At 62.4% G+C, this 24,471-nt stretch carries 20 protein-coding genes and 1 tRNA gene; 12 read left to right on the top strand and 9 right to left on the bottom strand.

Annotated elements, in window-relative coordinates:
- Positions 1-185: 185 nt before the first annotated feature.
- Together EEB12_RS30245 and EEB12_RS30240 are read left to right on the top strand one after the other, a co-directional pair.
- Positions 186-1,013 carry a DUF3105 domain-containing protein gene (locus EEB12_RS30245; protein WP_020908297.1) on the top strand — a complete coding sequence of 276 codons (828 nt, stop codon included), beginning with the start codon at positions 186-188 and terminating at the stop codon, positions 1,011-1,013.
- A gap of 4 nt (positions 1,014-1,017) precedes the next feature.
- Positions 1,018-1,737, top strand: coding sequence for a DUF305 domain-containing protein (locus tag EEB12_RS30240; protein ID WP_019749185.1), 720 nt, complete (start codon positions 1,018-1,020; stop codon positions 1,735-1,737).
- A gap of 60 nt (positions 1,738-1,797) precedes the next feature.
- Here the strand turns inward: EEB12_RS30240 and EEB12_RS30235 are convergent, their stop codons facing one another.
- On the bottom strand, positions 1,798-4,167 hold the full coding sequence (locus tag EEB12_RS30235) for a phosphoketolase (protein ID WP_021344857.1): 2,370 nt from the start codon (positions 4,165-4,167) through the stop codon (positions 1,798-1,800).
- A 243-nt stretch (positions 4,168-4,410) separates the two neighbouring features.
- On the opposite strand from EEB12_RS30235, the gene EEB12_RS30230 reads away from it, so the two are divergent.
- The 4 genes from EEB12_RS30230 to EEB12_RS30215 all read left to right on the top strand — a co-directional run bounded on the left by EEB12_RS30230 (position 4,411) and on the right by EEB12_RS30215 (position 8,854).
- Positions 4,411-4,486, top strand: a tRNA-Arg gene (locus EEB12_RS30230).
- An 89-nt stretch (positions 4,487-4,575) separates the two neighbouring features.
- Positions 4,576-5,502, top strand: a complete 927-nt coding sequence (locus EEB12_RS30225) for a LysR substrate-binding domain-containing protein (protein WP_133729320.1) — start codon at positions 4,576-4,578, stop codon at positions 5,500-5,502.
- A 128-nt stretch (positions 5,503-5,630) separates the two neighbouring features.
- Positions 5,631-6,959, top strand: coding sequence for an MFS transporter (locus tag EEB12_RS30220; protein WP_020908300.1), 1,329 nt, complete (start codon positions 5,631-5,633; stop codon positions 6,957-6,959).
- A 2-nt stretch (positions 6,960-6,961) separates the two neighbouring features.
- Positions 6,962-8,854 (top strand): FAD-dependent monooxygenase, encoded by a 1,893-nt coding sequence (locus tag EEB12_RS30215; RefSeq protein WP_141489212.1) that lies wholly within the window; start codon positions 6,962-6,964, stop codon positions 8,852-8,854.
- Between the two features lie 73 nt (positions 8,855-8,927).
- On the opposite strand, the gene EEB12_RS30210 is transcribed toward EEB12_RS30215, so the two are convergent.
- Positions 8,928-10,457 carry an MFS transporter gene (locus EEB12_RS30210; protein WP_020908302.1) on the bottom strand — a complete coding sequence of 510 codons (1,530 nt, stop codon included), beginning with the start codon at positions 10,455-10,457 and terminating at the stop codon, positions 8,928-8,930.
- A gap of 85 nt (positions 10,458-10,542) precedes the next feature.
- On the opposite strand from EEB12_RS30210, the gene EEB12_RS30205 reads away from it, so the two are divergent.
- Positions 10,543-10,920 (top strand): MarR family winged helix-turn-helix transcriptional regulator, encoded by a 378-nt coding sequence (locus tag EEB12_RS30205; protein WP_019749191.1) that lies wholly within the window; start codon positions 10,543-10,545, stop codon positions 10,918-10,920.
- A gap of 233 nt (positions 10,921-11,153) precedes the next feature.
- Positions 11,154-12,305, top strand: a complete 1,152-nt coding sequence (locus tag EEB12_RS30200) for a N(5)-(carboxyethyl)ornithine synthase (RefSeq protein WP_019749192.1) — start codon at positions 11,154-11,156, stop codon at positions 12,303-12,305.
- Positions 12,306-12,314: 9 nt separating this feature from the next.
- Here the strand turns inward: EEB12_RS30200 and EEB12_RS30195 are convergent, their stop codons facing one another.
- The 5 genes from EEB12_RS30195 to EEB12_RS30175 form a co-directional block, all read right to left on the bottom strand.
- The gene (locus EEB12_RS30195; RefSeq protein WP_042952314.1) at positions 12,315-12,686 is read right to left on the bottom strand and encodes a nuclear transport factor 2 family protein; all 372 of its coding nucleotides are present in this window, start codon (positions 12,684-12,686) and stop codon (positions 12,315-12,317) included.
- The gene (locus EEB12_RS30190; RefSeq protein WP_141489201.1) at positions 12,683-13,837 is read right to left on the bottom strand and encodes a 3'(2'),5'-bisphosphate nucleotidase CysQ; all 1,155 of its coding nucleotides are present in this window, start codon (positions 13,835-13,837) and stop codon (positions 12,683-12,685) included. Before EEB12_RS30190 ends, EEB12_RS30195 begins: the two co-directional genes overlap by 4 nt.
- Positions 13,834-15,678, bottom strand: coding sequence for an adenylyl-sulfate kinase (gene cysC / locus EEB12_RS30185; RefSeq protein WP_141489200.1), 1,845 nt, complete (start codon positions 15,676-15,678; stop codon positions 13,834-13,836). The genes EEB12_RS30190 and cysC overlap by 4 nt, the downstream gene beginning before the upstream one ends.
- Positions 15,678-16,604: a sulfate adenylyltransferase subunit CysD gene (cysD, locus tag EEB12_RS30180; protein WP_019749195.1), complete on the bottom strand. Its 927-nt coding sequence runs from the start codon at positions 16,602-16,604 to the stop codon at positions 15,678-15,680. The genes cysC and cysD overlap by 1 nt, the downstream gene beginning before the upstream one ends.
- A 143-nt stretch (positions 16,605-16,747) precedes the next feature.
- Entirely contained in the window at positions 16,748-17,683 is a 936-nt protein-coding gene (locus EEB12_RS30175; RefSeq protein ID WP_039972651.1) for a helix-turn-helix domain-containing protein, read from the bottom strand.
- Positions 17,684-17,799: 116 nt separating this feature from the next.
- Between EEB12_RS30175 and EEB12_RS30170 the strand changes: the two genes are divergently transcribed.
- From EEB12_RS30170 to EEB12_RS30160, 3 genes are read left to right on the top strand one after another with little or no spacing between them, the layout of a single operon-like run.
- A complete protein-coding gene (locus tag EEB12_RS30170; protein WP_141489199.1) occupies positions 17,800-18,966 on the top strand; it encodes a hypothetical protein in 1,167 nt (388 codons plus the stop codon).
- A gap of 2 nt (positions 18,967-18,968) precedes the next feature.
- A complete protein-coding gene (locus EEB12_RS30165; protein ID WP_007726165.1) occupies positions 18,969-19,751 on the top strand; it encodes an SDR family oxidoreductase in 783 nt (260 codons plus the stop codon).
- 7 nt (positions 19,752-19,758) lie between these two features.
- Positions 19,759-20,898 carry a sulfotransferase family protein gene (locus EEB12_RS30160; RefSeq protein WP_020908307.1) on the top strand — a complete coding sequence of 380 codons (1,140 nt, stop codon included), beginning with the start codon at positions 19,759-19,761 and terminating at the stop codon, positions 20,896-20,898.
- Positions 20,899-20,971: 73 nt separating this feature from the next.
- Here EEB12_RS30160 and EEB12_RS30155 read toward each other — a convergent pair whose 3' ends face one another.
- Together EEB12_RS30155 and EEB12_RS30150 are read right to left on the bottom strand one after the other, a co-directional pair.
- Positions 20,972-21,817 carry an alpha/beta fold hydrolase gene (locus tag EEB12_RS30155; RefSeq protein ID WP_141489198.1) on the bottom strand — a complete coding sequence of 282 codons (846 nt, stop codon included), beginning with the start codon at positions 21,815-21,817 and terminating at the stop codon, positions 20,972-20,974.
- On the bottom strand, positions 21,814-23,604 hold the full coding sequence (locus EEB12_RS30150; RefSeq protein ID WP_141489197.1) for an N-acyl-D-amino-acid deacylase family protein: 1,791 nt from the start codon (positions 23,602-23,604) through the stop codon (positions 21,814-21,816). The genes EEB12_RS30155 and EEB12_RS30150 overlap by 4 nt, the downstream gene beginning before the upstream one ends.
- Positions 23,605-23,701: 97 nt before the next feature.
- On the opposite strand from EEB12_RS30150, the gene EEB12_RS30145 reads away from it, so the two are divergent.
- Positions 23,702-24,349 (top strand): TetR/AcrR family transcriptional regulator, encoded by a 648-nt coding sequence (locus EEB12_RS30145; RefSeq protein WP_019749202.1) that lies wholly within the window; start codon positions 23,702-23,704, stop codon positions 24,347-24,349.
- The last annotated feature ends 122 nt before the right edge of the window (positions 24,350-24,471 follow it).

Here is a 24,471-nt window from a genome sequence, read left to right as displayed (position 1 = left end):
GTGGAGACTCGCCTCACGCCTCGCTCTCCGTGAACGTGCGCGGGGCCGCTGTGGCGTGTCGCACGCCACTCTCAAAGTTTGCCCTCAGACTCGGAAAGTACAGTGGTAATGCCCGAGCTACCACCGCGTACCTTCATGCGCGGGCGCGCCACACCTCAAGCCCACACACCGAAAGAGCCCAATCGATGCCAAGCGGTTCCGATAGTCGCGGTCCCAACAAGAACTCCGGGGCCAAATCAGCCAAGGCCATCAAGGCCGCCAACAAGAACAGTCGGCCGGCCAAGAAGGGTAAGGGCGGCGTCCCCGCTCCCCGCCAGATCCCCTGGCTGTCGATCGGCGCCGGTGTGGCTGTGCTCGCACTCATCGCCGTGCTCGGTATCAATCTGTGGCCCAAGGTCGAGGAGCGGCAGGCCCTCGAGCCGTACAAGTACAGCTCCGAGAACAAGGATCCGTCCGACAAGATCGACGGCGTCCTCAAGATCGAGTACCCGGCCGGCCAGCACGTCGATTCCACTCAGCGCGTGGCGTACGACCAGACTCCGCCGTTCGGTGGCCCGCACGACGCCACCTGGGCGAACTGCACCGGAACCGTGTACGCCGACCCGATTCGCACCGAGAACGCAGTCCACTCGCTCGAGCACGGCGCCATCTGGATCACGTACAACCCCGATCTCGTCGACCAGGACCAGATCGACAGCCTCGCCGCACGCGTCAACGGCAAGTCCTACATGCTGATGTCGCCGTACCCCGGTCAGAGCAGCCCCATTTCTCTGCAGTCGTGGGGCCATCGCCTCGAGATCGACAAGGCCGACGACGATCGCATCGATCAGTTCATCACCGCGTTGAACCAGAACCCGAACGTCTACCCCGAGGTCGGAGCGAGCTGCACCAACCCGCTGTTCACCCCGTCGACGTCGCCGTTCGATCCGACGCCTCCGGGCGCCGACGCCATCCAGATGGACGGCACGGGCGCTACCCCGGCCACCGACGAGCAGATTCCCGCCGGTGGATAGTCCGGTGAATAGTTCAGAGACCACCGATCAGCCTTCGAAGCCGAGTCAGCGCACCGCGCTGCTGATCATCGGTCTGATCGGCGCGATCGCCGTCGGTTTTGCCCTCGGCGCACTGACCAACCTCCTCGGACCCGATGCGAAGTCGTCACTGACCGTTCCGGCCTCGGATTCGGTGGACGTGGGCTTCGCTCAGGACATGAGCGTGCACCACAGCCAGGCCGTGGACATGGCGTCCATCGCCCTGACGAAGTCCACGGACAACGACGTACGCACGCTGGCGTTCGACATCTTGACCACGCAGCAGAACCAGCTCGGTCAGATGCAGGCGTGGCTGACCATGTGGGATCAGCCGCTGTCCAAGGTGGGTCCGTACATGGAGTGGATGTCGTCGGATTCGGGCTCCGGCCACGGATCGCACGGGACTTCGGCCACGATGGACATGGCTCATTCCGGCCCGGTCGACACGATGCCCGGCATGGCGTCCCCCGAGGACCTCGCGGCTCTCCGCGCGGCGGAAGGCCTGCAACTCGACACCTTGTTCCTGCAGTTGATGCTTCGTCACCACGAAGGTGGGCTTCCGATGATGGAGTACGCAGCTGCCGACGCCACCGAGGGTCCGGTGCGCAGCCTGGCACAGACCATGGTCAACACGCAGCAGAGCGAGTCCAAGCTGATGACCGACATGTTGGCGGCTCGCGGCGCAGTGCCGCTGCCCATGAACTGAGCTGCACTGCACTGCACTGAACCGAGAATGTTCAGACCCAACTGGGCCTGGTCCTGAATTTCAGGACCAGGTCCAGTTTTCTACCTCCGGCATGTCTTCGAGGTGCTCGACGATGTAACGCGAGTGCTTTTCGAGCTGTGTCCGGCAGAACTCCGCCAACTCGGAAGCCCCGGCCGGCCGACGCTTGGAGCGTCGTAGCGCCTCGATCACCAGGTGGTAGCGGCTCATCTTGTTGAGGACAACCATGTCGAACGGTGTTGTGGTTGTTCCCTGTTCACTGAATCCGCGAACGTGGAAGCGCTCGGGACTCGGACGCCCGTGAATCAGTTCGTGCACCGCACGCGAGTACCCGTGGAATGCGAACACGACGTCGGTCTGCGCGGTGAACAGATCGAGGAAGACCCGCTCCCCGAATCCGTGGGGATGCTCGGTTGGCGTCAGCAAGGCCATCAGATCGACGACGTTGACGACGCGGGTGATCAGTTCGGGTGTGTGATCGCGCAGCAACTGCGCGGCAGCCAGGATCTCCTGCGTCGGCACATCTCCCGCAGCGGCCAGCACCACGTCCGGTTCCTGTCCGCGAGCCTCGGTTCCGGCCCATTCCCAGACCGAAGCGCCCGCCGCACAGTGCTCGTGCGCTTGCTCGAGCGTGAGGTACTGCAGATGCGGTTGCTTGTCCACGACTATCAAGTTGACGTGGTCGGTACTACGCAGGCAGTGATCCGAGATCGAGAGCAAGGTGTTGGAATCCGGCGGCAGCCACACGCGGATCACACTGGGTGCCAAGGGAATAACGGCGTCGATCATGCCGGGGCCCTGATGACTGAATCCGTTGTGATCGTTGCGCCAGCATGTACTGGTCAGCAGCACGTTGAGCGAAGCGACGGACGCCCGCCACGGCAGGTCGACGGCATGTTGGAGCCACTTGGCGTGCTGGATGAGCATCGACACACTCACCATCGCAAATGCTTCGTAGCTCGCGAACATCCCGTGTCGACCGGACAACAGATAACCCTCGAGCCACCCCTCGCAGAGGTGCTCGCTGAGGACCTCCATGACACGACCGTCCGCGGACAGCCCGTCGTCGTAGTCGGTGATCGGCAGTTGCCAGCAGCGGTCGGTTGTCTCGAACACGGCGCCGAGGCGATTGCTCGACGTCTCGTCCGGACAGAAGAGTCGGAAGATCCCGCCGCTGTCCTCGGTTTCCGTGGCGGCGTAGATGTCGCGCAGAAGCTCGCCGAGAACTCGTGTCGTCTCGTGGAAGGTCGAACCCGGGGATTGGATGGGAAGCGCGTACTTTTCGAGCGGCGGCATCGGGAGATCGACGCGAAGTCGCCCACCGTTCGCGTAGGGAGTGCTCCCCATGCGTTTGTCCCCCGCCGGCGAGAGCGCCGCCAGTTCCGCGGCCAGTGATCCGTTGGCGTCGAACAACTCGTCCGGACGGTACGACCGCATCCACTCTTCGAGTTGCCGCAGATGCGATTCGTTGGTTCGCACGCCGGACAACGGCACCTGGTGCGCACGATGTGTGCCCTCGACCAAGATTCCGTCGACGGTGTGTGGACCGGTCCATCCTTTCGGCGTCCGCAAGACGATTGCCGGCCACGAACCCGTCCACTCGTCGCCGCGGCGTGCGGCACCCTGCATCTCGCGGATCTTCTCGTGTGCCTGCGAGATCGCTTGATACAACTGAGGAAACACGACGTCGGGGTCGTCACCGGAGACGACGATCGGCGCCCACCCCTGGCCGCCGAGGTAGGCCTGAATGTCTTCGTCGCTGCTGCGCCCGTACACGGTCGGGCCCGCGATCTTGGCGCCGTTCACGTGCAGGATCGGCAACACCGCGCCGTCGCGTCGTGGATTCAAGAACGCCGGGAGCTTCCACGAGCCGGACAACGGCCCGGTCTCCGCTTCGCCGTCGCCGATCACACAGGCCACCACGAGGTTCGGATGATCGAAGGCAGCGCCGGCCGCATGCGCAAGGGCGTAGCCGAGCTCGCCTCCTTCGTGGATGCTTCCGGGTGTCTGCACACTCACATGGCTGGGCACTCCGCCGGGAGCCGAGAATCGCCGACACATCCGGTGGATACCCTCGGCGTCGTCCGAGACTTCCGGATAGATCTCCGAATACGTTCCCTCGAGATACGTCGACGCGACCAGCGCCGGGCCGCCGTGCCCCGGGCCGGTGACGTACAGCCAGTCAGCATCAGTGGTGACGATGTGCCGATTGAGGAGCGTGTAGATCATCGACAGGCCGGGGCTGGTCCCCCAGTGCCCGAGCAGTCGAGGCTTGATGTGCTCGGCTCGCAACGGTTCCCGCAGAAGCGTGTTGTCTTTCAGATAGATCTGCGCAACGGTCAGGTAGTTGGCCGCTGCCCACCACTTCAGGTCGAGCGCGAGCTGGTCTTCGGAATAGTGGTGATCGGTCATCAACGACTCCCGTACCTCACGAGGGTGCCCGAGCAGTCCGCCCGAGCCTGTGCTCAGAGCCGAGCCTAGGCGTAAAAAGCATCCGAGTCAGTCGGTACAGATGATTCGACGACCATGGTCCCCGGCCGCATCCTCGACTGCCTCCCGCGACGACGCCATGCCGAGACGGGTGCCGGTTTGGTCTTGGCCCCCCGTGATGCGCTACGCTAACGCAGCCCAATCGGCACACCGAAAGTTCGGTGCGCCCCCGTAGCTCAGGGGATAGAGCGTTCGCCTCCGGAGCGAAAGGTCGCAGGTTCGAATCCTGCCGGGGGCACCACGAAGACGCAGGTCAGCGATTGATCATCGACCACTTCACGGTGCCACACCAAACATTTCAGGGCAATCTATCCGACTACTGTCGATCTCATGCCTCGCATCGATCCTGCTCCCACGTACACGATGCGTCAGCTGGCTGCGTTTGTCGCGGTAGCCGAGACCGGGACGATCAGCGGCGCGGCCGAGCGCTTGCACCTCTCCCCCTCCGCCCTGTCCGCGTCGCTCACCGAACTCGAACGCGCGCTCAAAGTTCAACTGTGCGTTCGCCGTCGCTCATTCGGCATTCAACTGACCCGCACCGGTGAATCCGTTCTGGTGCGCGCCCGGGCGCTACTTCAGCAAGCCGGGGAGCTCGAATCCGATGCGCTCGGAACCGGCGGAAGCGTGTCGGGGCCCATCGCGATCGGTTGCTATCCCGCTCTGGGGCCGACGGTATTGCCGTCGATGATCGCCGGGTTCACCCGTGAGAATCCCGACGCGCAGGTGGAGTTCCGCGAGGACACTCAGAATCGGCTCCAGGCACATCTCGAGAACGGCGAGTTGGACCTCGCGATCGCTTACGACCTGGACCTGTCTCCACAATTGCGCACAGTTCCGTTGGCCATCCGCGAACCCTTGATCGTCCTGGGTGCAGAACACCCACTCGCGCGGTCCGAGCGACCGATCCATCTTCCGGATCTCGCGGAACACCCGATGGTTCTCCTCGACGCGCCGCCGAGCACCAAACACGCGCTCGACGTCTGCCGCGCAGGCGGATTCATCCCGAAGGTTGCATACAGAACCGCGAACTTCGAGACGGCGCGGGCATTTGTCGGACGCGGACTCGGCTGGACGCTGTTGCTCCAGCGCCCCAAGATGGACGTCACGTACGAGGGGCTCGAGGTAGTCGTCAAGACCATCGCTTCCCCTGTCGTGCCGTCGGTGCACGTAGTTCTCGCGTGGCACCAGAACACTCGCCTCAGCCGCGTCGCACGCGCTTTCATAGAATTCGTTTCACCCTCGGAACCTGCCCAATAGTCCCACTACCAGGCAGCGGAGCTGATTCCACGGATTTTCCGTGCAAGAACCTCCAATTCTTTCGCTTTTCAATTGTTGTGGCGCACGTCATTGTTTCTTCAAGCCACATTCATCTCGAAAGGCACTTCATGACCTCCATCGCCTCACCGACCGCTACGCGCACCGCCGCGACGGTCAAGGCGCGCAAGGCCGCACTCGGCAGCTTTGTCGGCACCGCCATCGAGTGGTACGACTTCTTCATCTACGGCACCGCCGCCGCGCTCGTGCTCGGCAAGCAGTTCTTCCCCGGCACGTCCGATCTGGCCGGCACCCTGGCCGCCTTCGCCACCCTCGCCGTCGGATTCGTCGCGCGTCCCATCGGCGGAATCGTGATGGGCCACTTCGGCGACCGCATCGGACGCAAATCCATGTTGGTCACCTCGTTGATGCTGATGGGCTGCGCCACCGTTGCCATCGGCCTGCTACCCAACTACGCCGCCATCGGCGTCTTCGCCCCCATACTCCTGGTGACCTTGCGATTCGTTCAGGGACTCGGTGTCGGCGGCGAGTGGGGCGGCGCAGTTCTGGTCGCCACCGAAAACGCACCGGAGGGCAAGAAGGGGCTGTACGGCAGCGCACCACAAATCGGTGTTCCCGCAGGCGTACTGGTGGCCAATCTCGTCTATCTCCCCCTCGCCGCCTTCATGGACGACGATGCATTCAACTCCTGGGGATGGCGAATCCCGTTCCTGCTCAGCGCAGTTCTTGTGGGCGTTGCGATGTGGATCCGTCTCGGCCTCGAGGAAAGTGACGAGTTCACCGCTTCGAAGTCCGAAGCACCGGCGGAGTCCATGCCGATTCTCGAGGTTCTCACCAGACACTGGAAGACAGTGCTCCTCGCCGGTGGAACCTTCATCGCCACCAACGGAATTGCTTACGCGTACATGGTTTACGTGCTCAAATACGGCGAGTCCGAACTCGGCTTCAGCAAAACCACGATGCTCTTCCTCCTCATCGCATCCTGCCCGTTCTGGATGGCGGGAATGGCTTTCAGCGCTCACAAGTCGGACACTCTCGGACGCCGGACCGTCTACATCCGCAGTTCGATCGCCCTGGTAGTGGCGGCGGCGGTGTTCTTTCCGCTGATCGACACAGCGATCGTCCCGGTGATGCTCGTATCGATGATCGCCCTCGGCTTCACGCTCGGCTGCTGCGCCGGCCCACAAGCGGCGCTGTTCGCCGAATTGTTCCCCGCACACATCCGCTACAGCGGAGCGTCACTCGGCTACCAGATCGGCGCAATCCTCGGCGGCGGTCTGGCCCCGATGATCGCCACCGCGCTCTACGCCGCCTTCGACACCTCGTTCGCCATCACCGTCTACTTCGTGATCATTGCCGTGATCAGCTTGGTTTCCATCCTGCTACTCCCGGAACCTCAACTGATCCCGAAAAACACTGCCGCACAGAAAGCCTCGTGACCATGTCGACCTACTTTCATCCGAAGAAGTACGCACCCGAGGACTTCGCTTCCCTGGCGCCTTCGGCCGACGCACTTCCCGTCGTGATCGTCGGAGCCGGCCCAGTCGGCATGGGCGTAGCCATGGGCTTGGCGCAGCGCGGCATTGCCGTCACGATTCTCGAAGCGGCCGATCAGGTCTCGTTCGGCAGTCGCGCGATCTGCGTGTCACGGCACAGCCTCGAAGTTGCCGAACGCCTTGGTTTCGGTGCCGAGCTCGAAGACATCGTTCTGCCGTGGGTGGGTGGTCGGAGTTACTACCGCGATCAGGAAGTACTGCAGTTCCGGATGGCATCCGCCGAGCACGACGCGCGCGGACCCATGGTCAACGTCTCGCAATCCGAGTTCGAACAGATCATGACCGACAAATTGCTCGCCCACCCACTGGTGAACTTCCACTGGTCGTCGTCGATCGCCGGCATCTCCGGCGGTGACGACGAGGTAACTCTGACCGTCGACACCGCGTTCGGAACCCGCGAACTGCGTGCGGCGTGGGTCGTGGCTGCCGACGGTGGACGCAGCAAGATGCGCGAACTCAGCGGAATCCGCTTGCAGGGCAACAGCTACGAGGGCAACTACGTCATTGCCGACATTCATTGGGAATCGGAACTCCCGGCCGAGCGTCTGGTGTGGTTCGACGCACCCAGCAACCCGGGCTCCACGATCATCATGCACCGCCAACCACGGGACATCTGGCGCATCGACTACCAGCTCGACGCGTCGGACGATCCGGAGGCGGAGACGCAAGAAGATCGCATCCGTGACCGCATCACGCGTCACCTCGAATGGCTCGAGAGCGATATCCCCTGGACCCTGGAATGGTTCGGCTTCTACCGCGCCCATGCACTCGCCCTGGAAGATTTCACTCACGGCCGTGTGCTCTTTGCCGGCGACGCCGCGCATCTCGTTCCGATCTTCGGTGTTCGTGGCCTCAACTCTGGCATGGAAGATGCCGAGACCCTGGTGTGGCAACTGGCGGCCGTCATCAACGGAGCTGCCGATACCGCCATCCTCGACGCGTATTCGAAGGAACGTCGTAGCGCGTGGCAGCAGAACGTCGACAATGCAGGCAAGTCGACGCTCATCATGTCGCCCGGCAGTCACGGCTACCGGACCACCCGCGACGCCGTACTCGAACTCGCCACCAAGCGAAGCGAATTCGCGCACCTCATCAACCCGCGCCAGTCGAGTGCAACGCACGCCCGTCTCTCGCCGCTGACGTGGCCCACAGCTGCGGGCACCGAGGGCGTACTACCCGGGGATCCGCTGGAGGACAGAGTCGTCCAGGTCTCGGCGGACGGTTCGAAAACCTCCTTGAACAGTCTGCGCGGTACTGGATTCGGCCTGCTGGCTTTCGGACTGTCAGCTGAGCTGGTATCCGAACTCGACACGCAAGCCGAAATCCTTGCTCAGGCCCTTGCACCGGAAACCGTACGGGTGATCACCGCGGGAACTACTGACTCCACGATTCCCGATGCCGAAGGCAATCTCGCATCTGCCCTCGGTGCTTGTGTCGGCGAGATCTTCGTGATTCGGCCCGACGGATTGGCGCTCTGCCGCATCAGCGATCCCACGCAATTGAACGACGTGGCCAAGCACCTCACCGCCGGCACTGCGCCGACACACTTCGATACGGCACAGTCGGCGACAACTGCGGTGATCGACGACGAGGGCCACCGCGAGCACGTCTGGTTGACACTGTCGAATGCACTGGATCAGGCTGATCCGTCCGACCGCGAAGCCATGTTGGTGCGCCTTGCCTTGATTCTCGGTTCGCAAGCTACGTCGACGAGTTTCGACGCAGCCCTGAAAGACGCAGCCCCGAAAGACGCAGCCCTGAAATCTGCCACCCGATAGTTCAGACACAGCAACTCGGCCGCGCAGGATTGTCTCCTACGCGGCCGAGCGCATTCGCGGATGAAGCAAGTATTCAGTTGACCTCGGCCAATTCCTTTTCTTCCTCAGCGCGCCTTTCACGCACGGATCTTCCCCGCAGCGACCTTCCACGTACCAGCGGCGAGACGGTGATCGCCAAGCCCACCAGCGCGACTCCGGTAACCAGGATCAATCCGGGATGGAACTGTTCGAATCCGGCGGTACCGGCACCGGACGCGGTGTGCGATCCGGCGGTCACGAGGGCGGTAGTCAGAGCGAGTACGAGCGCCGCACCGACCTGAGCGGAGGTGTTCACCAGCCCGGACGCCAAACCCTGCTCCGAGTCGTCGACACCCGAGGTGGCCTGGGCCATGATCGAGGTGTAGCCCAACGCGAATCCGAGTCCGAGCAGGATGACGCTCGGCAGAATCGCCACGACGTACGACGGTGAATCGCTGCCCGCGAAGAGGAACCAGAGGTACCCGACGCTGAGCGAGGTCAGTGCCGCGATGATGAGCTTGGCACTGCCGTACAAGTCGACCAGCCGTCCGACGAACGGCGATCCGAAGGCGACGATGATGCCCGCGGGGAGCAGTGCCATCGCCATCTTCAGGGGTGACCAGCCGAGGGCCGACTGCAGGAAGATCGTCATCATGAACTGGAAGCTCAGGTAGGAACCGAAGAGCGCGATGATGGCCAGATTCGCACGAACGATGGTGCCGACGCGTAGAAGCCCAAGTCGCACAAGCGGATGCGCCACCTTCTTCTCCACGAAGAAGAACGTCGCCAGAAGCACAGCAGCGACGGCGAACGAACCCAGCGTCATCGGGTGTGCCCATCCACGAGTCGGAGCCGAAACCATCGTGTACACCGTGAGAAGCATTCCCGTCACCAGGGTGACGGCGCCGACGAGGTCGTGTCCCCCGGCATCTGCGGGACGGTCCCGCGGAATGAGGAAGTACCCACCGATCAGAGCGATGACGGCAAACGGGACCGGCATCAGGAACGTGAATCGCCAACCGGCACTGGTCAACAGCCCGCCCAGGATCAGGCCCGACGAGTAACCACTGGCGCCGAACACGGAGAACACGGACAGCGCACGGTTACGGGCCGGACCCTCCTTGAACGTCGTGGTGAGAATGGACATTGCAGTCGGCGCAGTGAAGGCCGCCGCCAGTCCCTTCACGAATCGTGATGCGATCAGCAGTGTTCCGTTGTCGACAAGGCCACCGACCAGCGAAGCGATTGCGAACACGGTCAGCGCGATCAGGAAGACCTTCCTGCGCCCGAGAAGATCGGCGGTACGTCCGCCGAGTAGCAACAAGCCGCCGAATCCGAGGACGTAGCCGTTGATGATCCACTGCAGCGAAGTAGTGGACAGGCCCAGTTCGTTGCCGATGGACGGTAGAGCGACGCCCACCATCGACACATCGAGACCGTCGAGGAACAACACGAGGCAGAGCACCGCGAGGATGCCCCACAGCTTGAGGGACCAGCCCTCTCCTGTGGCCGGATCCGTGGATTCCGTAGAACCCGGGGATTCCGGCGAATCGAATGGTTTGAGTGTCGAGTCTGTGCAAGTCACGTCAGCGAGAATAGATGCACATGCACTTAATGCACAAGCATTTAATGCAATTGCACGTAATCGAGTCTTCAACTAGAATGCGGTCGTGACGTCGGAATCGGAATTGCGCAACACCTGGCGCTCGTTGTCGACCAGCTACAACGACATCGCGTGCGAACTCGATCGCCAGATGCAGTCGGCGCACGGCCTGAGTATGAGCGACTTCGAGGCCCTCGACCGACTCATGGACACCTCGTGTGAGCGTCCACGGATGCAGGATCTGGCTTCGGAGATGTACCTGAGTCCCAGTGCGCTCTCCCGCAGCGTCGCCCGCCTCGAGAAGGCCGGACTGGTTCAGCGAGCACTGTGCGAGGCTGACCGGCGCGGAGTCTTCATCGACGTCACCGACAAAGGTCGTCAAGTACACACGGATGCCAGCAAAATTCAACTGGCCGTGCTGGATTCACGCCTGCGCGAGCAGTAGCCCTACGTCGGAGCAGCACCGCACCTCGCCCGGCCGCCGGGCGAGGACCGTTCAGGACTAGACTGAGCACATACCGGCGCGCCTTTCTGTTGCCGTCGGCGATCGACAGCAGCGCAGCCGGCACGCCTTCACGCGATCCTGGCCGAGGCAATCTGCCAGCGTTCCTGCGGCTTCTGCTAGTCCCTCAGGCGCCTGCCTGACATCTCTACCTGCTCCTATCGAGAGATACACAATTGAACAACGCACGCACCCTTGGAGTCATCGGACAGTCGAGCAAACCGGCAGAACGCCGGTTGCCGATCCATCCTGCGCATTTCGATCGCATCGATGCCGAACTACGTTCTCGGATCTACCTCGAAGAGGGTTACGGCCACCCCTTCGGCTACTCCGACGACTACCTCTCGCGTCTGGTGGCCGGAATCCGCACGCGCAAGCAGATTTTGGCGGAAACCGATGTGGTTCTGCTACCGAAGCCGCTGGTGCGTGACCTCGCCGAACTACGGTCGGGTCAGGTTCTCTGGGGCTGGCCGCACTGTGTCCAGGACACCGAGCTGACACAGATCGCGATCGACAAGAAACTGACTCTCATCGCCTTCGAAGCGATGAACTTCTGGCACAGCGACGGATCGTTCAATCTGCACGTGTTCCACAAGAACAACGAGTTGGCCGGCTATTGCTCGGTACTGCACGCCCTGCAGTTGATCGGTTCCACCGGAGACTACGGCCGCCGTCTCACTGCCGCCGTGATCGGTTTCGGTGCCACTGCACGCGGCGCTGTCACTGCACTAAAGGCGCACGGTATCCACGAAGTGGACGTACTGACTCAGCGCGGCGTCACCGCCGTCAGCTCCCCCATCCACTCGGCGCGAATGGTCTCGTTCGACAACAACAACGGCGATGTCCGCGGCAGCCACGTCATGCTCGACAACCACAGCGTGCCGGTACCGGGCTTCCTGGCCGAGCACGACATCGTCGTCAACTGCGTACTGCAGAACACGGATGCCCCGCTGACGTTCCTGACCGAGGAAGATCTCATGGACTTCCAACCCGGAAGCCTCATCGTCGACGTCTCGTGCGACGAAGGCATGGGGTTCAGCTGGGCTCGTCCCACCTCGTTCGCGGATCCGACCTTCATCGTCGGCGACAACATCACTTACTACGGCGTCGATCACAGCCCGTCGTACCTGTGGAACTCCGCGTCGTGGGAGATCAGCGAATCACTTCTTCCCTACCTGCCCACTGTGATGGCAGGAGAGACGGCCTGGAAGGCAGACGAGACCGTCGACCGCGCCATCGAAATCCGTGACGGCGTCATCGTGAATCCCGCCATTACGCGTTTCCAGCACCGTTCGGCGGACTACCCGCACGCTGTCATCGCGGAATAGGCGCCCCGATCAGGCCTGGCCGGCTGCCGCGTTGATCGGTGCCATGTCGAAATAGTCGCGCCAGGCTTTGATCTTTCCGTCCTCGACTTCGAATACCCCCATGACCGGGAGCGCTACCTCGGCGCCGTTGATGGTGAAGACGTCGACGCGCTCGTTCATGACGGTGTTGCCGTCCGCGACCTGACGCTTGATCTGAAAGTCGATGTTGCCGAAGGCACCGACAAACTGCTCGATGAACGCCCGGACGGCCTCGCGACCGACCACGGGCTCCATCGGAATGTTGTGATAAACGACGTCATCGGTGAAGTAGTCGACGATCTTTGCAACATCGGCGGCCGCCCACAGCGCGCAGAAATCGGTGATCAGCTTGTCCGATGTCATTGTGTTCCATCCTCTTTCGAATCGTTGTCGTAGGGTTCGATGATTGCCAGGATGCTTTCGATCTCGCCTGCCGGTATCCCGAAGTACTCGGTGACGAAAACTGTGACGGCCGGTGCCTGGCCAGGTGTTCCGAGGTCGAGCAGATACCGCGCGACGACGCTCTCGCCCCACTCACGCAGCGCGAGTTCACGTATCGCCACGATTCCGCGATATTGCTGCCCCTGTTCGAGCTCGTTGCTGATGAAAGCGCCGGTGTCACCGGTTCGCTGACCGTTCTCGACCCGCCAGGCGTCAGCGGCGAATCGGACCTTCGTTGCGTCGTGAGTGAGCAACGCGTTCACGTATTCACGCGCCATGGCGACGCGCCCACTGACCGCAGACTCCGTGGAGTGCTTGGCAATTGCACCCAGGATCGACTCAGCCAACTCCGGTCGGCAGATCACGAGATCCGGAAGGTAGGGGTGAGATTCGTTGTAGAGCAGCGGCGAACCGTCGATGCGGCTGCAATGCAGCCCGGCCGCCTGTGCGACGCCGACGGGTGCGGCCGAATCCCATTCCCACTGCCCACCGGCATGCAGGTAGGCGTCGACCTCGCCTCGCACCACCGCCATCGCCTTGGCGCCCGCCGATCCCATGTGCACCACGTCGGCGCCGAGTTCGGCTGCCACCGCCTCGGTGAATGCGGGTGGTCGCGATCCGCTGACTACTACGCGGAGCGGCGAATTCGGGGGAACCGAATCGGCCTCGTCGCCACTGGAGTACACCGCTCCGAGCGCCGGCTGAGCAACCGCGGCTGCGGTAATTCCGCTACCGCGCTCCCAAAGCGCCACGTGCACTGCCCAATCCGCGTGATCCGGCAAGCCGTATTCCTTGGAGCCGTCCAGCGGATCGATGATCCAAACCCGGGATGCGTCCAGACGATTGCGATCATCGGCAGACTCCTCCGAGAGCACGGAATCCTCCGGCCGCTCGGCGGCCAACCGGTCGAGGATGTAGGAATCGGCGGCCTTGTCGCCCCGGCGACCTAGCTCACGACCGTCGTCGACACCCAGGCCCTCGGCTCGGATCCCCAGGAGGATCGCACCAGCGGCCTGCGCCAATTCCGCCGCGAGTGCCTCGTCGGCGATTCTGCTGTGTGTGGATTCGCTCACCGGTCCAACACTTCCATAATTCGCAGCGCAAGTTCGGTAGGCGTTCCGTCTTCGGGTCTGATCACCAGCTCGGGACTGGCTGGAGCCTCGTACGGATCGTCGACTCCGGTGAAACCCTTGATTTCCCCGGCCCTGGCCTTGGCGTACATACCCTTGGGGTCGCGGGCTTCACATTGCTCGATCGGGGTGTCGACGTAAACCTCGACGAACTTCAGCCCGGCGGCCTCGTGAGCCGCCCGCACTCGATCACGATCTTCGCGGTACGGGCTGATCAGGCAGGCCACCGCCACTGCACCTGAATCAGCGAACAACTGCGCCACCGAGCCGACTCGGCGGACGTTCTCGGCTCGGTCCTCGGCACTGAATCCCAGATCCGCGTTCAATCCGTGCCGGAGGTTGTCGCCGTCGAGGCGGTACGCCGGGATACCCGCGGCTACCAAGCGGCGTTCGAGTTCCACGGCGATCGTCGACTTGCCCGAGGCCGAGAGACCGGTGAGCCAGACGGTGGCGCCGGCAGTCGCACGTTCCTCGCGAGAAACCTCCGCACTGTGCCAGACGACGCGCGATTCCTTGAGTGTCGGACCGTTGATCATTCCGGCTGCGACGGTATTGCCCGTGGTCTCGTCCACGAGGATGAAGCTGCCTGTCACGCGGTTGCGGCGGTAGGGATCGAACATCAACGGCTGCTGCGTTTTGATCGAGATGCGACCGATCTCGTTGAGGGACAGAGATTCTGCCTTCTCGTCGCGGTGCAGAGAATTGACGTCCAGGCGATAGTCGAGCTTGACGATCTGCGCTTTCGTGGAGCGCGTGGTGTGCAGCAACGAGTAGCGGTTGTTCTCCGACAGGGTGGTCTGTTCAGTCAACCAACAGACCATCGCATCAATTTCCTGCCCGACCTGCGGCCGGTTGTTGAGCCGACACAATTGGTCCCCTCGGCTGACGTCGAGATCGTCGGCCAGCTCGATGCATACGGCCGAGGGCGCAAACGCCTCGTCGATCACGTCACCGCCCGGCCCGTGGACTGCCTTCACCGTCGAGGTGAATCCTGAAGGCAATGCCACGATTTCATCGCCGGGCTTGAAGACGCCACTGGCAACCGTTCCGGCGTATCCCCGGAAATCGTGGAGGTCGGCATCCGTTTGCTTCTGCGGACGGATCACGTACTGCACCGGGAAACGCGCGTCGATCAAGTTGCGATCCGAAGCGATGTGCACCTGCTCGAGATGGTGCAGCAGAGAAGGCCCGTCGTACCAGGACATGTTCTCGGTCCGGGCAACGATGTTGTCCCCCAACAGCGCCGACACCGGAATGAACGTCAGATCGTGGACGTCCAGTTTGATCGCGAATTGCCGGAATTCTTCCTTGATCTCCTCGAACCGTTCCTGAGACCAGCCCACGAGGTCCATTTTGTTCACACACAGCACGAGGTGGGGTATCCCCAGGAGAGTCGACAAGAAAGCGTGCCGTCGCGTCTGTTCGAGCACACCTTTGCGTGCGTCCACCAGGATCAGGGCAAGGTCGGCCGTCGAAGCGCCGGTCACCATGTTGCGGGTGTACTGCTCGTGCCCGGGTGTGTCCGCGATGATGAACTTCCGGTGAGGGGTCGCGAAATACCTGTGGGCCACGTCGATCGTGATGCCCTGTTCACGCTCGGCGCGCAATCCGTCGGTCAGTAGCGCGAGGTTGGCGTACTCGTCGCCGCGTTCTCGACTGCTCCGCTCCACGGCCTCGAGTTGGTCCTCGAAGATCGACTTGGAGTCGTAGAGCAACCGGCCGATGAGTGTCGATTTTCCGTCGTCGACACTGCCCGCTGTAGCGACTCTCAGCAGTTGCGGCATCAGAAGTACCCCTCTTTCTTACGATCTTCCATGCCAGCTTCGGAAATCCGGTCATCAGCTCTGGTTGCGCCACGCTCCGTGATACGGCTCGCCGCAACTTCTTCCACGACAGCGGCCGGTGTTTCGGCCGACGATTCGACGCATCCGGTACACGTTGCGTCGCCGACCGTACGGAAGCGCACCAACGCCTCGTAGGACTCCTCGCCGGCACGAAGTTCGAGGAAGCGGGTGCGTGCCAACAACATTCCGTCGCGCGGAACAACTTCGCGACGATGGGCGTAGTAGATGCCGGGAAGGTCGATCCGTTCCTTCTCTATGTACTGCCAGATGTCGAGCTCTGTCCAGTTGGAAAGCGGGAAGATCCGAATGTGTTCACCCTTACGGTGTTTGCCGTTGTACAGGTTCCACAGTTCAGGTCGCTGCACCTTGGGATCCCACTGCCCGAACTCGTCCCGGAAGCTGAACACCCTCTCTTTGGCGCGCGCCTTCTCCTCGTCTCGGCGAGCACCACCGAACACGGCGTCGAACTTGTTGTCGCGAATTCCGCGCAGCAACGCGTGCGTCTGCAGGCGATTGCGACTGGAACCCACTCCGGTGTCCTCGATGACGCGTCCGGCGTCGATGTCGTCCTGCACACTGGAGACGACAAGACGCAGGTTGAAGCGATCGACCGTGCGGTCGCGGAACTCGATCACCTCGTCGAAGTTGTGACCGGTGTCGACGTGCATCACGGCGAACGGCAATGGAGCAGGCCAGAATGCCTTGGCCGCTACGTGCAGCATCACGACGGAATCCTTACCTCCGGAGAACAGGAGGACCGGCTTTTCGAAAGTCGCTGCGACTTCGCGGAAAATATGGACCGCCTCCGCTTCGAGTGCCCGCAAATGCGACAACTCGTAGGCGGGCGGGGTCTGGAGTGTTGCCATGTCTTTCGCTCCTGAGCATCACGTACTCCGTGCGGAACACCATTTCCGCATCGGTACATTTATGTACCGGACTGGTTCTAAATTGAACGCAATCACAGAATAGAACTCGTTCTACCCAAAGGTCAATGACCGGCAATCAGACGTCACAAACCGCGAACCGGACTCCGGCCACCAACTTCCGCCGTCACCGCATCCGCCGCCGCAACCAGCGCCGCAGCCCTTCGCTCGATCTCGGCGCCCGTAATCGCCCCGCCCACATAAAGTGTCAGCACAAGGGCCTGATGCCCTTCGGCGTCGTAGGTCGGGGCCGCGATGAGACTGACGGGATGCTCGTCGTCAGAGCTGATGTCGCGCCCGAGGTACACCCTCTCGCCCAGGCTCGACACCATCTCCCCGAGCAGTTCACGCACCTCCGGCGGAAGATCGTGCGTCGCAACGCCCGCCATCAACGTGTGCAGTCGCTGCCCGACTGGATCCAGACTCTCGACCAGATACCCCGCAGCGCGACACTCGCGGACCACGTTCCACAGACGCTCGCGATCCAAGCGCACCGGCAGGCTCGGCTCTTTGCTCAGCCAACTGTCCATGTCGTGATCCGAACCCCAGAGGACGTACATCAGTCCGACCGGTGGTGCGAACGGGTACACCTGACCGACCTTGGCAGCGCGACGCGCTCCGATCGGTCCGGTCACTTCGAGAACGCTGATCTGATCACCGATCACACCGGACGCCGTGCACGTCGTTCCGAACTCCGTGCTCACTTTCTCCAGATGGGTGCGGGCAATGGGTCCGACGGCAAATCCTCGCTGAGCTGCACGTCCGGCCGCGATCAAGGCCGGACCGAGCCCATAGGTCTTCGACACCTCGTCCCGAGTCAGGTATCCACGATCAGCCAGCGCCGTGAGGATTCCCAGGCAGGTGGGCTTGCTGATCTCGAGCGCGCGGGCCAGTTCCGACAGCCCGAACCGCTGATCAGGGCGGCCGACGAGGTAGTCGAGCACCTGAACCACCCGTTCGGTGGGAGGCGATTGCCTCCCCCGCGGGCGTCCCTCTTCAGGCGTCTTCTCCGGTCCACCCATTGACCACTCCCTAGAACGCGTTCTATTGTCGAAATACCCAACATCTACCAAATAGGTACATATTTGTACCACGACGCTCTGGACCGGCGACATAGTCGGAACTGTGAGGAGCCAGCGTGCTGACGGACCCGTTTGCCGAGGCGATCGCCGAAGCCGAGAAATTGATCGAGACTGCGCCGCACATCAGATCCGAACAGGATCTACTGGAGGGATACCAATATCTGGCAGGCGGAATCATCGCGACGACGCATGCCGCCTGGGCCAGCGAAAAGACCCATCCGAGTTTCATCCAGGGCACCGGACCATTCACCAAGATGGGTCTCGACAACCCGGACACCCTCTACTTCGGCGCCCGTATCAACGACGACAAGGAATACAAGGTCACCGGAAAGCGCGGCACCACAGCCGATCTCAGCTTCCAGGTGTTGAGTGGGAACTACACCAACTCGAACGTTCCCGGCAGCGAAATCGCCTTCGACGACCGCGAGCTGGAGATAGACGACGACGGCAACTTCGTCGCTTGGTTCGGCCCCGGCCCCGCCGACGGACGAGCCAACTACTACACCCTGGCCCCCGGATCCTCGCAGCTGGTCGTTCGCGAGGTCTACAGCGACTGGAGTCAGCAGCGCGGCGTGATCCGCATCGAGCGCACCGATTCGATCGGGATCGCGCCGCCACCTCTCACCGCCGAAGAGACCGAGAAGCGTTACGCCCGGGCTGGGAAGGCACTGGTCACGCGGGTCAAGACGTGGCTCCAGTTCCCGGAGTGGTTCTACCTCAAGCTCACGGTCAACACCATGACCGAACCACGCCTGACACCGGGCGGGCTGGCAACGCAGTACTCGTCGGTGGGACATTACGAACTCACCGACGAGCAGGCGATGATCATCACCGTTCCCGCCTCCGACGCACCGTATCTCGGCTTCCAACTGGGGAGCCTCTGGTACATCTCACTGGACTACCTCAATCATCAGACCTCCCTCAACAACGGCCAGGCACAGGTCGATCCGGACGGGATGGTCCGAATCGTGGTCAGCGAGAAGAACCCCGGTGTCACCAACTGGATCGAAACCGTCGGACATCCGCGCGGCATTCTGCAGTTCCGTTGGCAGCGCGTGTCCCGCGAGCTGACGCCGCAGGACGGTCCCGCCGTCGAAATTGTCGCCGTCGCAGATATTGCGAAGCACCTGCCGCATTTCGACACCAACACCATCACCGCCGAGGACTGGGCAGCGCGCATTGCCCAGCGCCAGGCCGCCATCGACAACCGAATGCTGGGGTAATCATGACCGCCTTGCTCGAAGACCGTGTAGTAGTCATCTCCGGAGTCGGCCCGGCACTCGGCCGCGCTCTGGCCCTTCGATGTGCGTCGGCCGGCGCGAGTCTTGTTCTCGCAGCACGTACTCAATCGCGACTCGACGACGTTGCGAAGGAAATAGTCGATGCCGGTGGGCGCGCCGTCACCGTTGCCACCGACATCACCGACCAGGCTTCCGCCGAGAATCTGGTGGCCGAGTCCATTGCCGCCTACGGCAAAGTCGACACTCTGATCAACAATGCATTCTCGATTCCGTCGATGAAACCGTTGGCTCGCACCGATTACCAGCACATCCGCGACAGCATCGAACTGACCGTTCTCGGGGCGTTGCGCCTGACTCAGCTGTTCACGCCGGCACTTGCCGAGTCGGACGGCTCCGTGGTGAACATCAATTCGATGGTGTTGCGGCATTCGCAAGAGCGTTACGGCAGCTACAAGATGGCGAAGTCGGCCCTGCTCGCCATGTCGCAGTCCCTGGCCACCGAACTCGGCCCGCAGGGAATTCGTGTCAATTCGATTGCACCCGGCTATATCTGGGGCGACACCCTCAAGGGCTACTTCGCGCACCAGGCGGAGAAGTTCGGCATGACTGTCGAGCAGATCTACGAGCACACTGCGTCGAACACCGACCTCAAGCGCCTGCCGACGACGGATGAAGTATCCGATGCGGCGATCTTCCTGGCGTCCCCGATGGCCAGCGCGATCACCGGCCAATGCATCGACGTCAACTGCGGCGAATTCCATCACTAGGAGCACCATGACTGAACGCACTCACGTCGGCACCGTCGAGGATCTCCATGCCTCGGCGACGCGGATGACCGGCCTGACGGACTTCGGCGTCGACGATTACACCGAGGCTCTGTCGGTCCTCCTCGAGTCTTACGACCGCGACGAGGATCTGACGCCCTTCGGCAGCAAGATCTCTCGGGTATTCCTTCGCGGCGCCCTGGTGGCCCGTCTCCTCAGCGAATCGGCGTGGAAGGAGCATCCGGAACACGCCGACGTCAAGATCGAGCGGCCGATCTTCGTCACCGGATTGCCACGCACGGGCACCACTGCCTTGCACCGCCTCCTCACGGTCGACCCGGCTCACCAGGGCCTCGAGATGTGGCTGACCGAGTTCCCTCAGCCTCGCCCGCCTCGCGATACGTGGGAATCGAACCCGGTCTTCGCCAAGATCGAGGAGACATTCGGTCAACACCACGTCGAGCATCCCGAATTCATGGGCGTGCACTACATGTCGGCCAGTGAAGTCGAAGAATGTTGGCAACTCTTGCGTCAGACGTTCAAGTCCGTGTCGTACGAGTGCCTGGCGAATCTACCCACGTACTCCGCATGGCTGAAGGACCAGGAGTGGTCGAACGCCTATGCACGACACAAGAAGAACCTGCAGCTGATCGGTCTGCCCGATCAGGATCGACGGTGGGTCCTCAAGAACCCGAGCCACCTGTTTGCGCTCGACGAATTGATGGAGGCGTACCCCGACGCTCTCGTCATCCAGACTCACCGCTCCCCTACGACGATCATTCCGTCGGTATGCAGCCTGGCCGCCCAGGCGACAGAGGGTTGGTCGAACACGTTCACCGACAAGGTGATCGGCGAAAGTCAGCTCGAATTGTGGGCCAGGGGGCTCGAGCAGTTCGACAGTGCACGCGCACACCACAATCCCGCGCAGTTCATCGACGTCGACTATCAGGACTTCGTCACCGATCCACTGGGAACCGTCGAGAACATCTACACGCACTTCGACATCCCGTTGACATCTACCGCCCAGCAGTCGATGGAGGCCATGCACGAGGAAAGCCGCTCGGGTGCTCGCAAACCGTCGCACAAGTACACGCTCGAGGAGTTCGGCCTGACGAAGGAACAGGTGGAGGAGCGATTCGGAACTCGCTGACCACCGCTGGTCGACGACCTCGCTGACGACTGAAGCCCCCGCCGGACGGCGGGGGCTTCAGTCCGCAACTCGGTCAGCTGCTGAAATGCTCGCTGAGCAACCGGTCCAACTCCGTCGGCGCCTCGTCGGGAATCCAGTGGCTCACACCCCGGAGAACTTCGAACCGATACGGACCGTCGACAAACGCGGGAGTGAGGGCAGAACCCTTGGGCCCGATGGCGGCGTCGCCGTCACTCCAGACGTGCAGGGTCGGCACGGTGACCCGGGCAGCTGCCGGGTTCGGCTTGGTCATCCACATCGCGCGGTACCAGTTCAGACCGCCGCGCAGTCTGCCGGGAGCGAGCATGGCGTTCAGATCGCGCCGCGCATTCTCCGGCGTCTGCCCACTCGAGACCAGGAACTTCTCGCCCAGCGATGACGAGGCCAGAATCTTCTCAGGAACGAAGGGTAATTGGAACGCCCCCATGTACCACGATTTCAGTCCCTGAGTGCTGGTCACCATCGCCTTGATGAAGGCCAGCGGGTGCGGAACCGACACCGTGGTAACGGTATCGAGCAAATCCGGCCGTTCGGCAGCCACCTGCCACGCGACCGCGGCACCCCAGTCGTGGCCGACCAGGTGCACCTTCCCCACACCGAGTGTGTCGATCAGCGCGACAGTGTCGGCGGCGAGTTCGGACCCGCGGTAGGCCCAGCGCGCTTTCGGCCGGGCACCGGGTGAGTACCCTCGCTGGTCCGGCGCCACGGTGCGGAAGCCGCGGGCGTGCAGTAACGGCGCGAGGTGATCCCATGAGCGGGAATCCTGCGGAAATCCGTGCAGGAGGACCACGACCGGACCGTCTGCCGGTCCTTCGTCGCGTACGTCGAAAGTCAGCCCGGACCGGGAGTACGAGGTGAGGCGATCCGCCGGCGTAGTCATAGCGCCACGCTAGTCTTCGCGGCCCGTGTAATCGGAGCCTTTTCACCTGCGCGCAGGAACTGGCCTGTCTTTTCGATGCCGAATCCCGGGGCAAATTCACCTTCGCGGTAGACGAGTCGGCCGTTGATCACTGTCGCGACGGCCGCATCGTCGCTGCGGTTGACCATTCGACTGATCCCGCCGTACTCGGGAACGGTTGCCTCGAACAAGCCGTCGACCGACTCGTCGAGCCCGGCTGGATCGATGACAACGAAGTCCGCGCGGTCGCCCTGGCGTAGATGTCCGGCGTCGATGCCGTACCAGTCCGCCAGTTCACCGGTCAGGCGGTGGATTGCGCGCTCGATGGTGAGGAACGGCTTGCGGTCACTCTGAGCGTCCTTGACGCGCTTGAGGAGTCGCACCGGGTAGTTGTAGAACGCCATGTTGCGCAGATGTGCGCCGGCATCGCCGAAGCCCATCTGCACACCGGAACTCGCGGCGAGTTTCTTCGCGAACTTGGGCCGGTGATTGGCAATGGTGGTGCGCCAGCGAAGATCTCGCCCGTACTTCACCACCAGGTCGAGGTACGCGTCCACCGGGTGCACTCCGCGGATGTCACCGACCTGACCGAAGTTCTTGCCGATCAACGTCTCGTCCGGGCATCCCACGATGACCGCATCGTAGAAATTGCGATGCCAGATGCGGGGTGAGAACTTGTTGTCGTAGTCCTTACGGAATGCGCGACGGTACGACTCGTCCTGGAGCAGTTCGTTGCGCTCCACCTGGTCCTTGAGATGTAAAGCGGCGGCGCCGGCACCGAACTCCTCGAACACGACGAGGTCAATTCCATCCGCGTAGACGGTGAAGGGAACCGGAAGGTGCTGCCACTTGAAATCGGTCTTCGCGAAGCGATTGAGCAGTGGGGCCGCAGCGAGCATGAAGTACACGATCACCGGGTAGGCCTTCGAATCCGCACCGGAGAGCAGCGACGTCTTGAGCGGCTTCTTGCGTCCGATGGCGGAGCTTTCGGCGAAGAACGCCGCGACGTTCGGATGCAGGTTGATGGTCGGAGCGCTCTGCAAGATCTTTCCGCGATCACGAAGGATGCGGTTGAGGAATCGGAGCTCTTTCCACCGTGCATACGTCGACGGCAAAGAGCGAGAACGGTATTCGTCGCCGTCGATCTTGTCGAGGGCATTGGTCATCGACGACAGGCCAAGCATCCCCGCATCGATGGCGTCCTCGAGCATCGAGCCCATCCGGCCGAGTTCCGAGCGGGTCGGCTTGACCTTCTTGTCGGTGCCGCGCCCCAATCCGAGTACGTGCGTGCGGATGTCGGAGTGGCCGATGAATGCCGCGACATTGGGTCCGAGGGGAAGGGCTTCGAGTGCGGCGGTGTAGGCCGCGGGACCGGTCCAGGTCTTGTTCGCTTCGAGGATGCGCAGCACCGCGTCGTGGGGAACTGCTTCGACCCGGCTGAACAGGTCAGCGATTTCACGCGGGGTCGAATACACCGTCGACAGTGAGCAATTGCCGAGCACGACCGTAGTGACGCCGTGGCGAACCGATTCCGGGAGGCCTGGACTGACCAAGGCTTCGGCGTCGTAGTGCGTGTGGACGTCGACAAAGCCCGGGAGAACCCACTTGCCGGCCGCGTCGATCACCTCGGTGTCCGGCCCGATCTCCAGGCGCGTCGTGGACACCTCCGCGACCACGCCGTCTCGAATTCCGAGATTTCGACGCAGACCAGGAGCCCCCGTCCCGTCGAACCACAACCCGTCGTTGACCACGATGTCGAAAGCAGACACTGTCGGACTCCTCGCCTCACGTATGTGTTACCTCACGTTATAGACAGCGTTGAGTAAAAGTCAATGAACCTTCCGAACCAATACATAAGATGTCGGAATGGCCGCAGTCCCCCGCTCCCCCGAAGACCGTCAGAGGCAAATCCTCGAGGTAGCAGTACACATGTTGCGGACCGAGCCTTTCGACCAACTGTCGATGGATCGCGTCGCAGCCGAGGCCGGTGTCTCGCCGCCACTGCTGTTTCACTACTTCAAGAACAAGAAGGGTTTCCAGAACGCCATCCTCGAGGCTGCCTCGGCCGATCTCGAAGATCGAATGCGACCGGATCCCGAACTACCGATCACGTCCCAGCTGCGTTCAGGTATCGAAACTTTCGTCGATGCCGTTATCGAGCACCCCACCATTTACCTCGCCGTGATGCGTATGGCCGGCAGTGGCGACGTCCGGATGCGCACGATCTATCGCGGGATGCGCCGAACGTTCACCACATGGATCGTCGCCGCGCTCACAAATTTGGGCATCGAATCGAATGCGACCGTCGAGGCGACCATCGCCGGGTGGCAGGCATTCATGGAGGAAATAGTCGTCAACTGGATCGACGAGCCGACCCTCGAACGAGGCGAGATGGTCGACCTCTGCGAACGAATTTTCTACCACTGCCTACCGGCGGCGGGCATCAGCGTGGAACAAATAGTGGCGGCCACCATGGCTGCGACGGCCAGTGAGTCCGGCGCAACAAAACTGTGATCTTCGCGCCGGGGTTTCACAGGTGGTCACGATTGGGTATCTTGCTTGCAGTGGCGCTGGACCACGACCCCAACACATGAAGGATCCAACATGGAGTCTGTCGAAAACGTATTGCCCGAGGG

Origin of the sequence: Rhodococcus sp. WS1 (assembly GCF_003797745.1) — a bacterium.
GTDB classification, from domain to species: Bacteria; Actinomycetota; Actinomycetes; order Mycobacteriales; family Mycobacteriaceae; genus Rhodococcus_F; species Rhodococcus_F erythropolis.
Note: the sequence above shows the minus strand (reverse complement) of the source record. Positions and strands in the feature narration are given on the sequence as shown.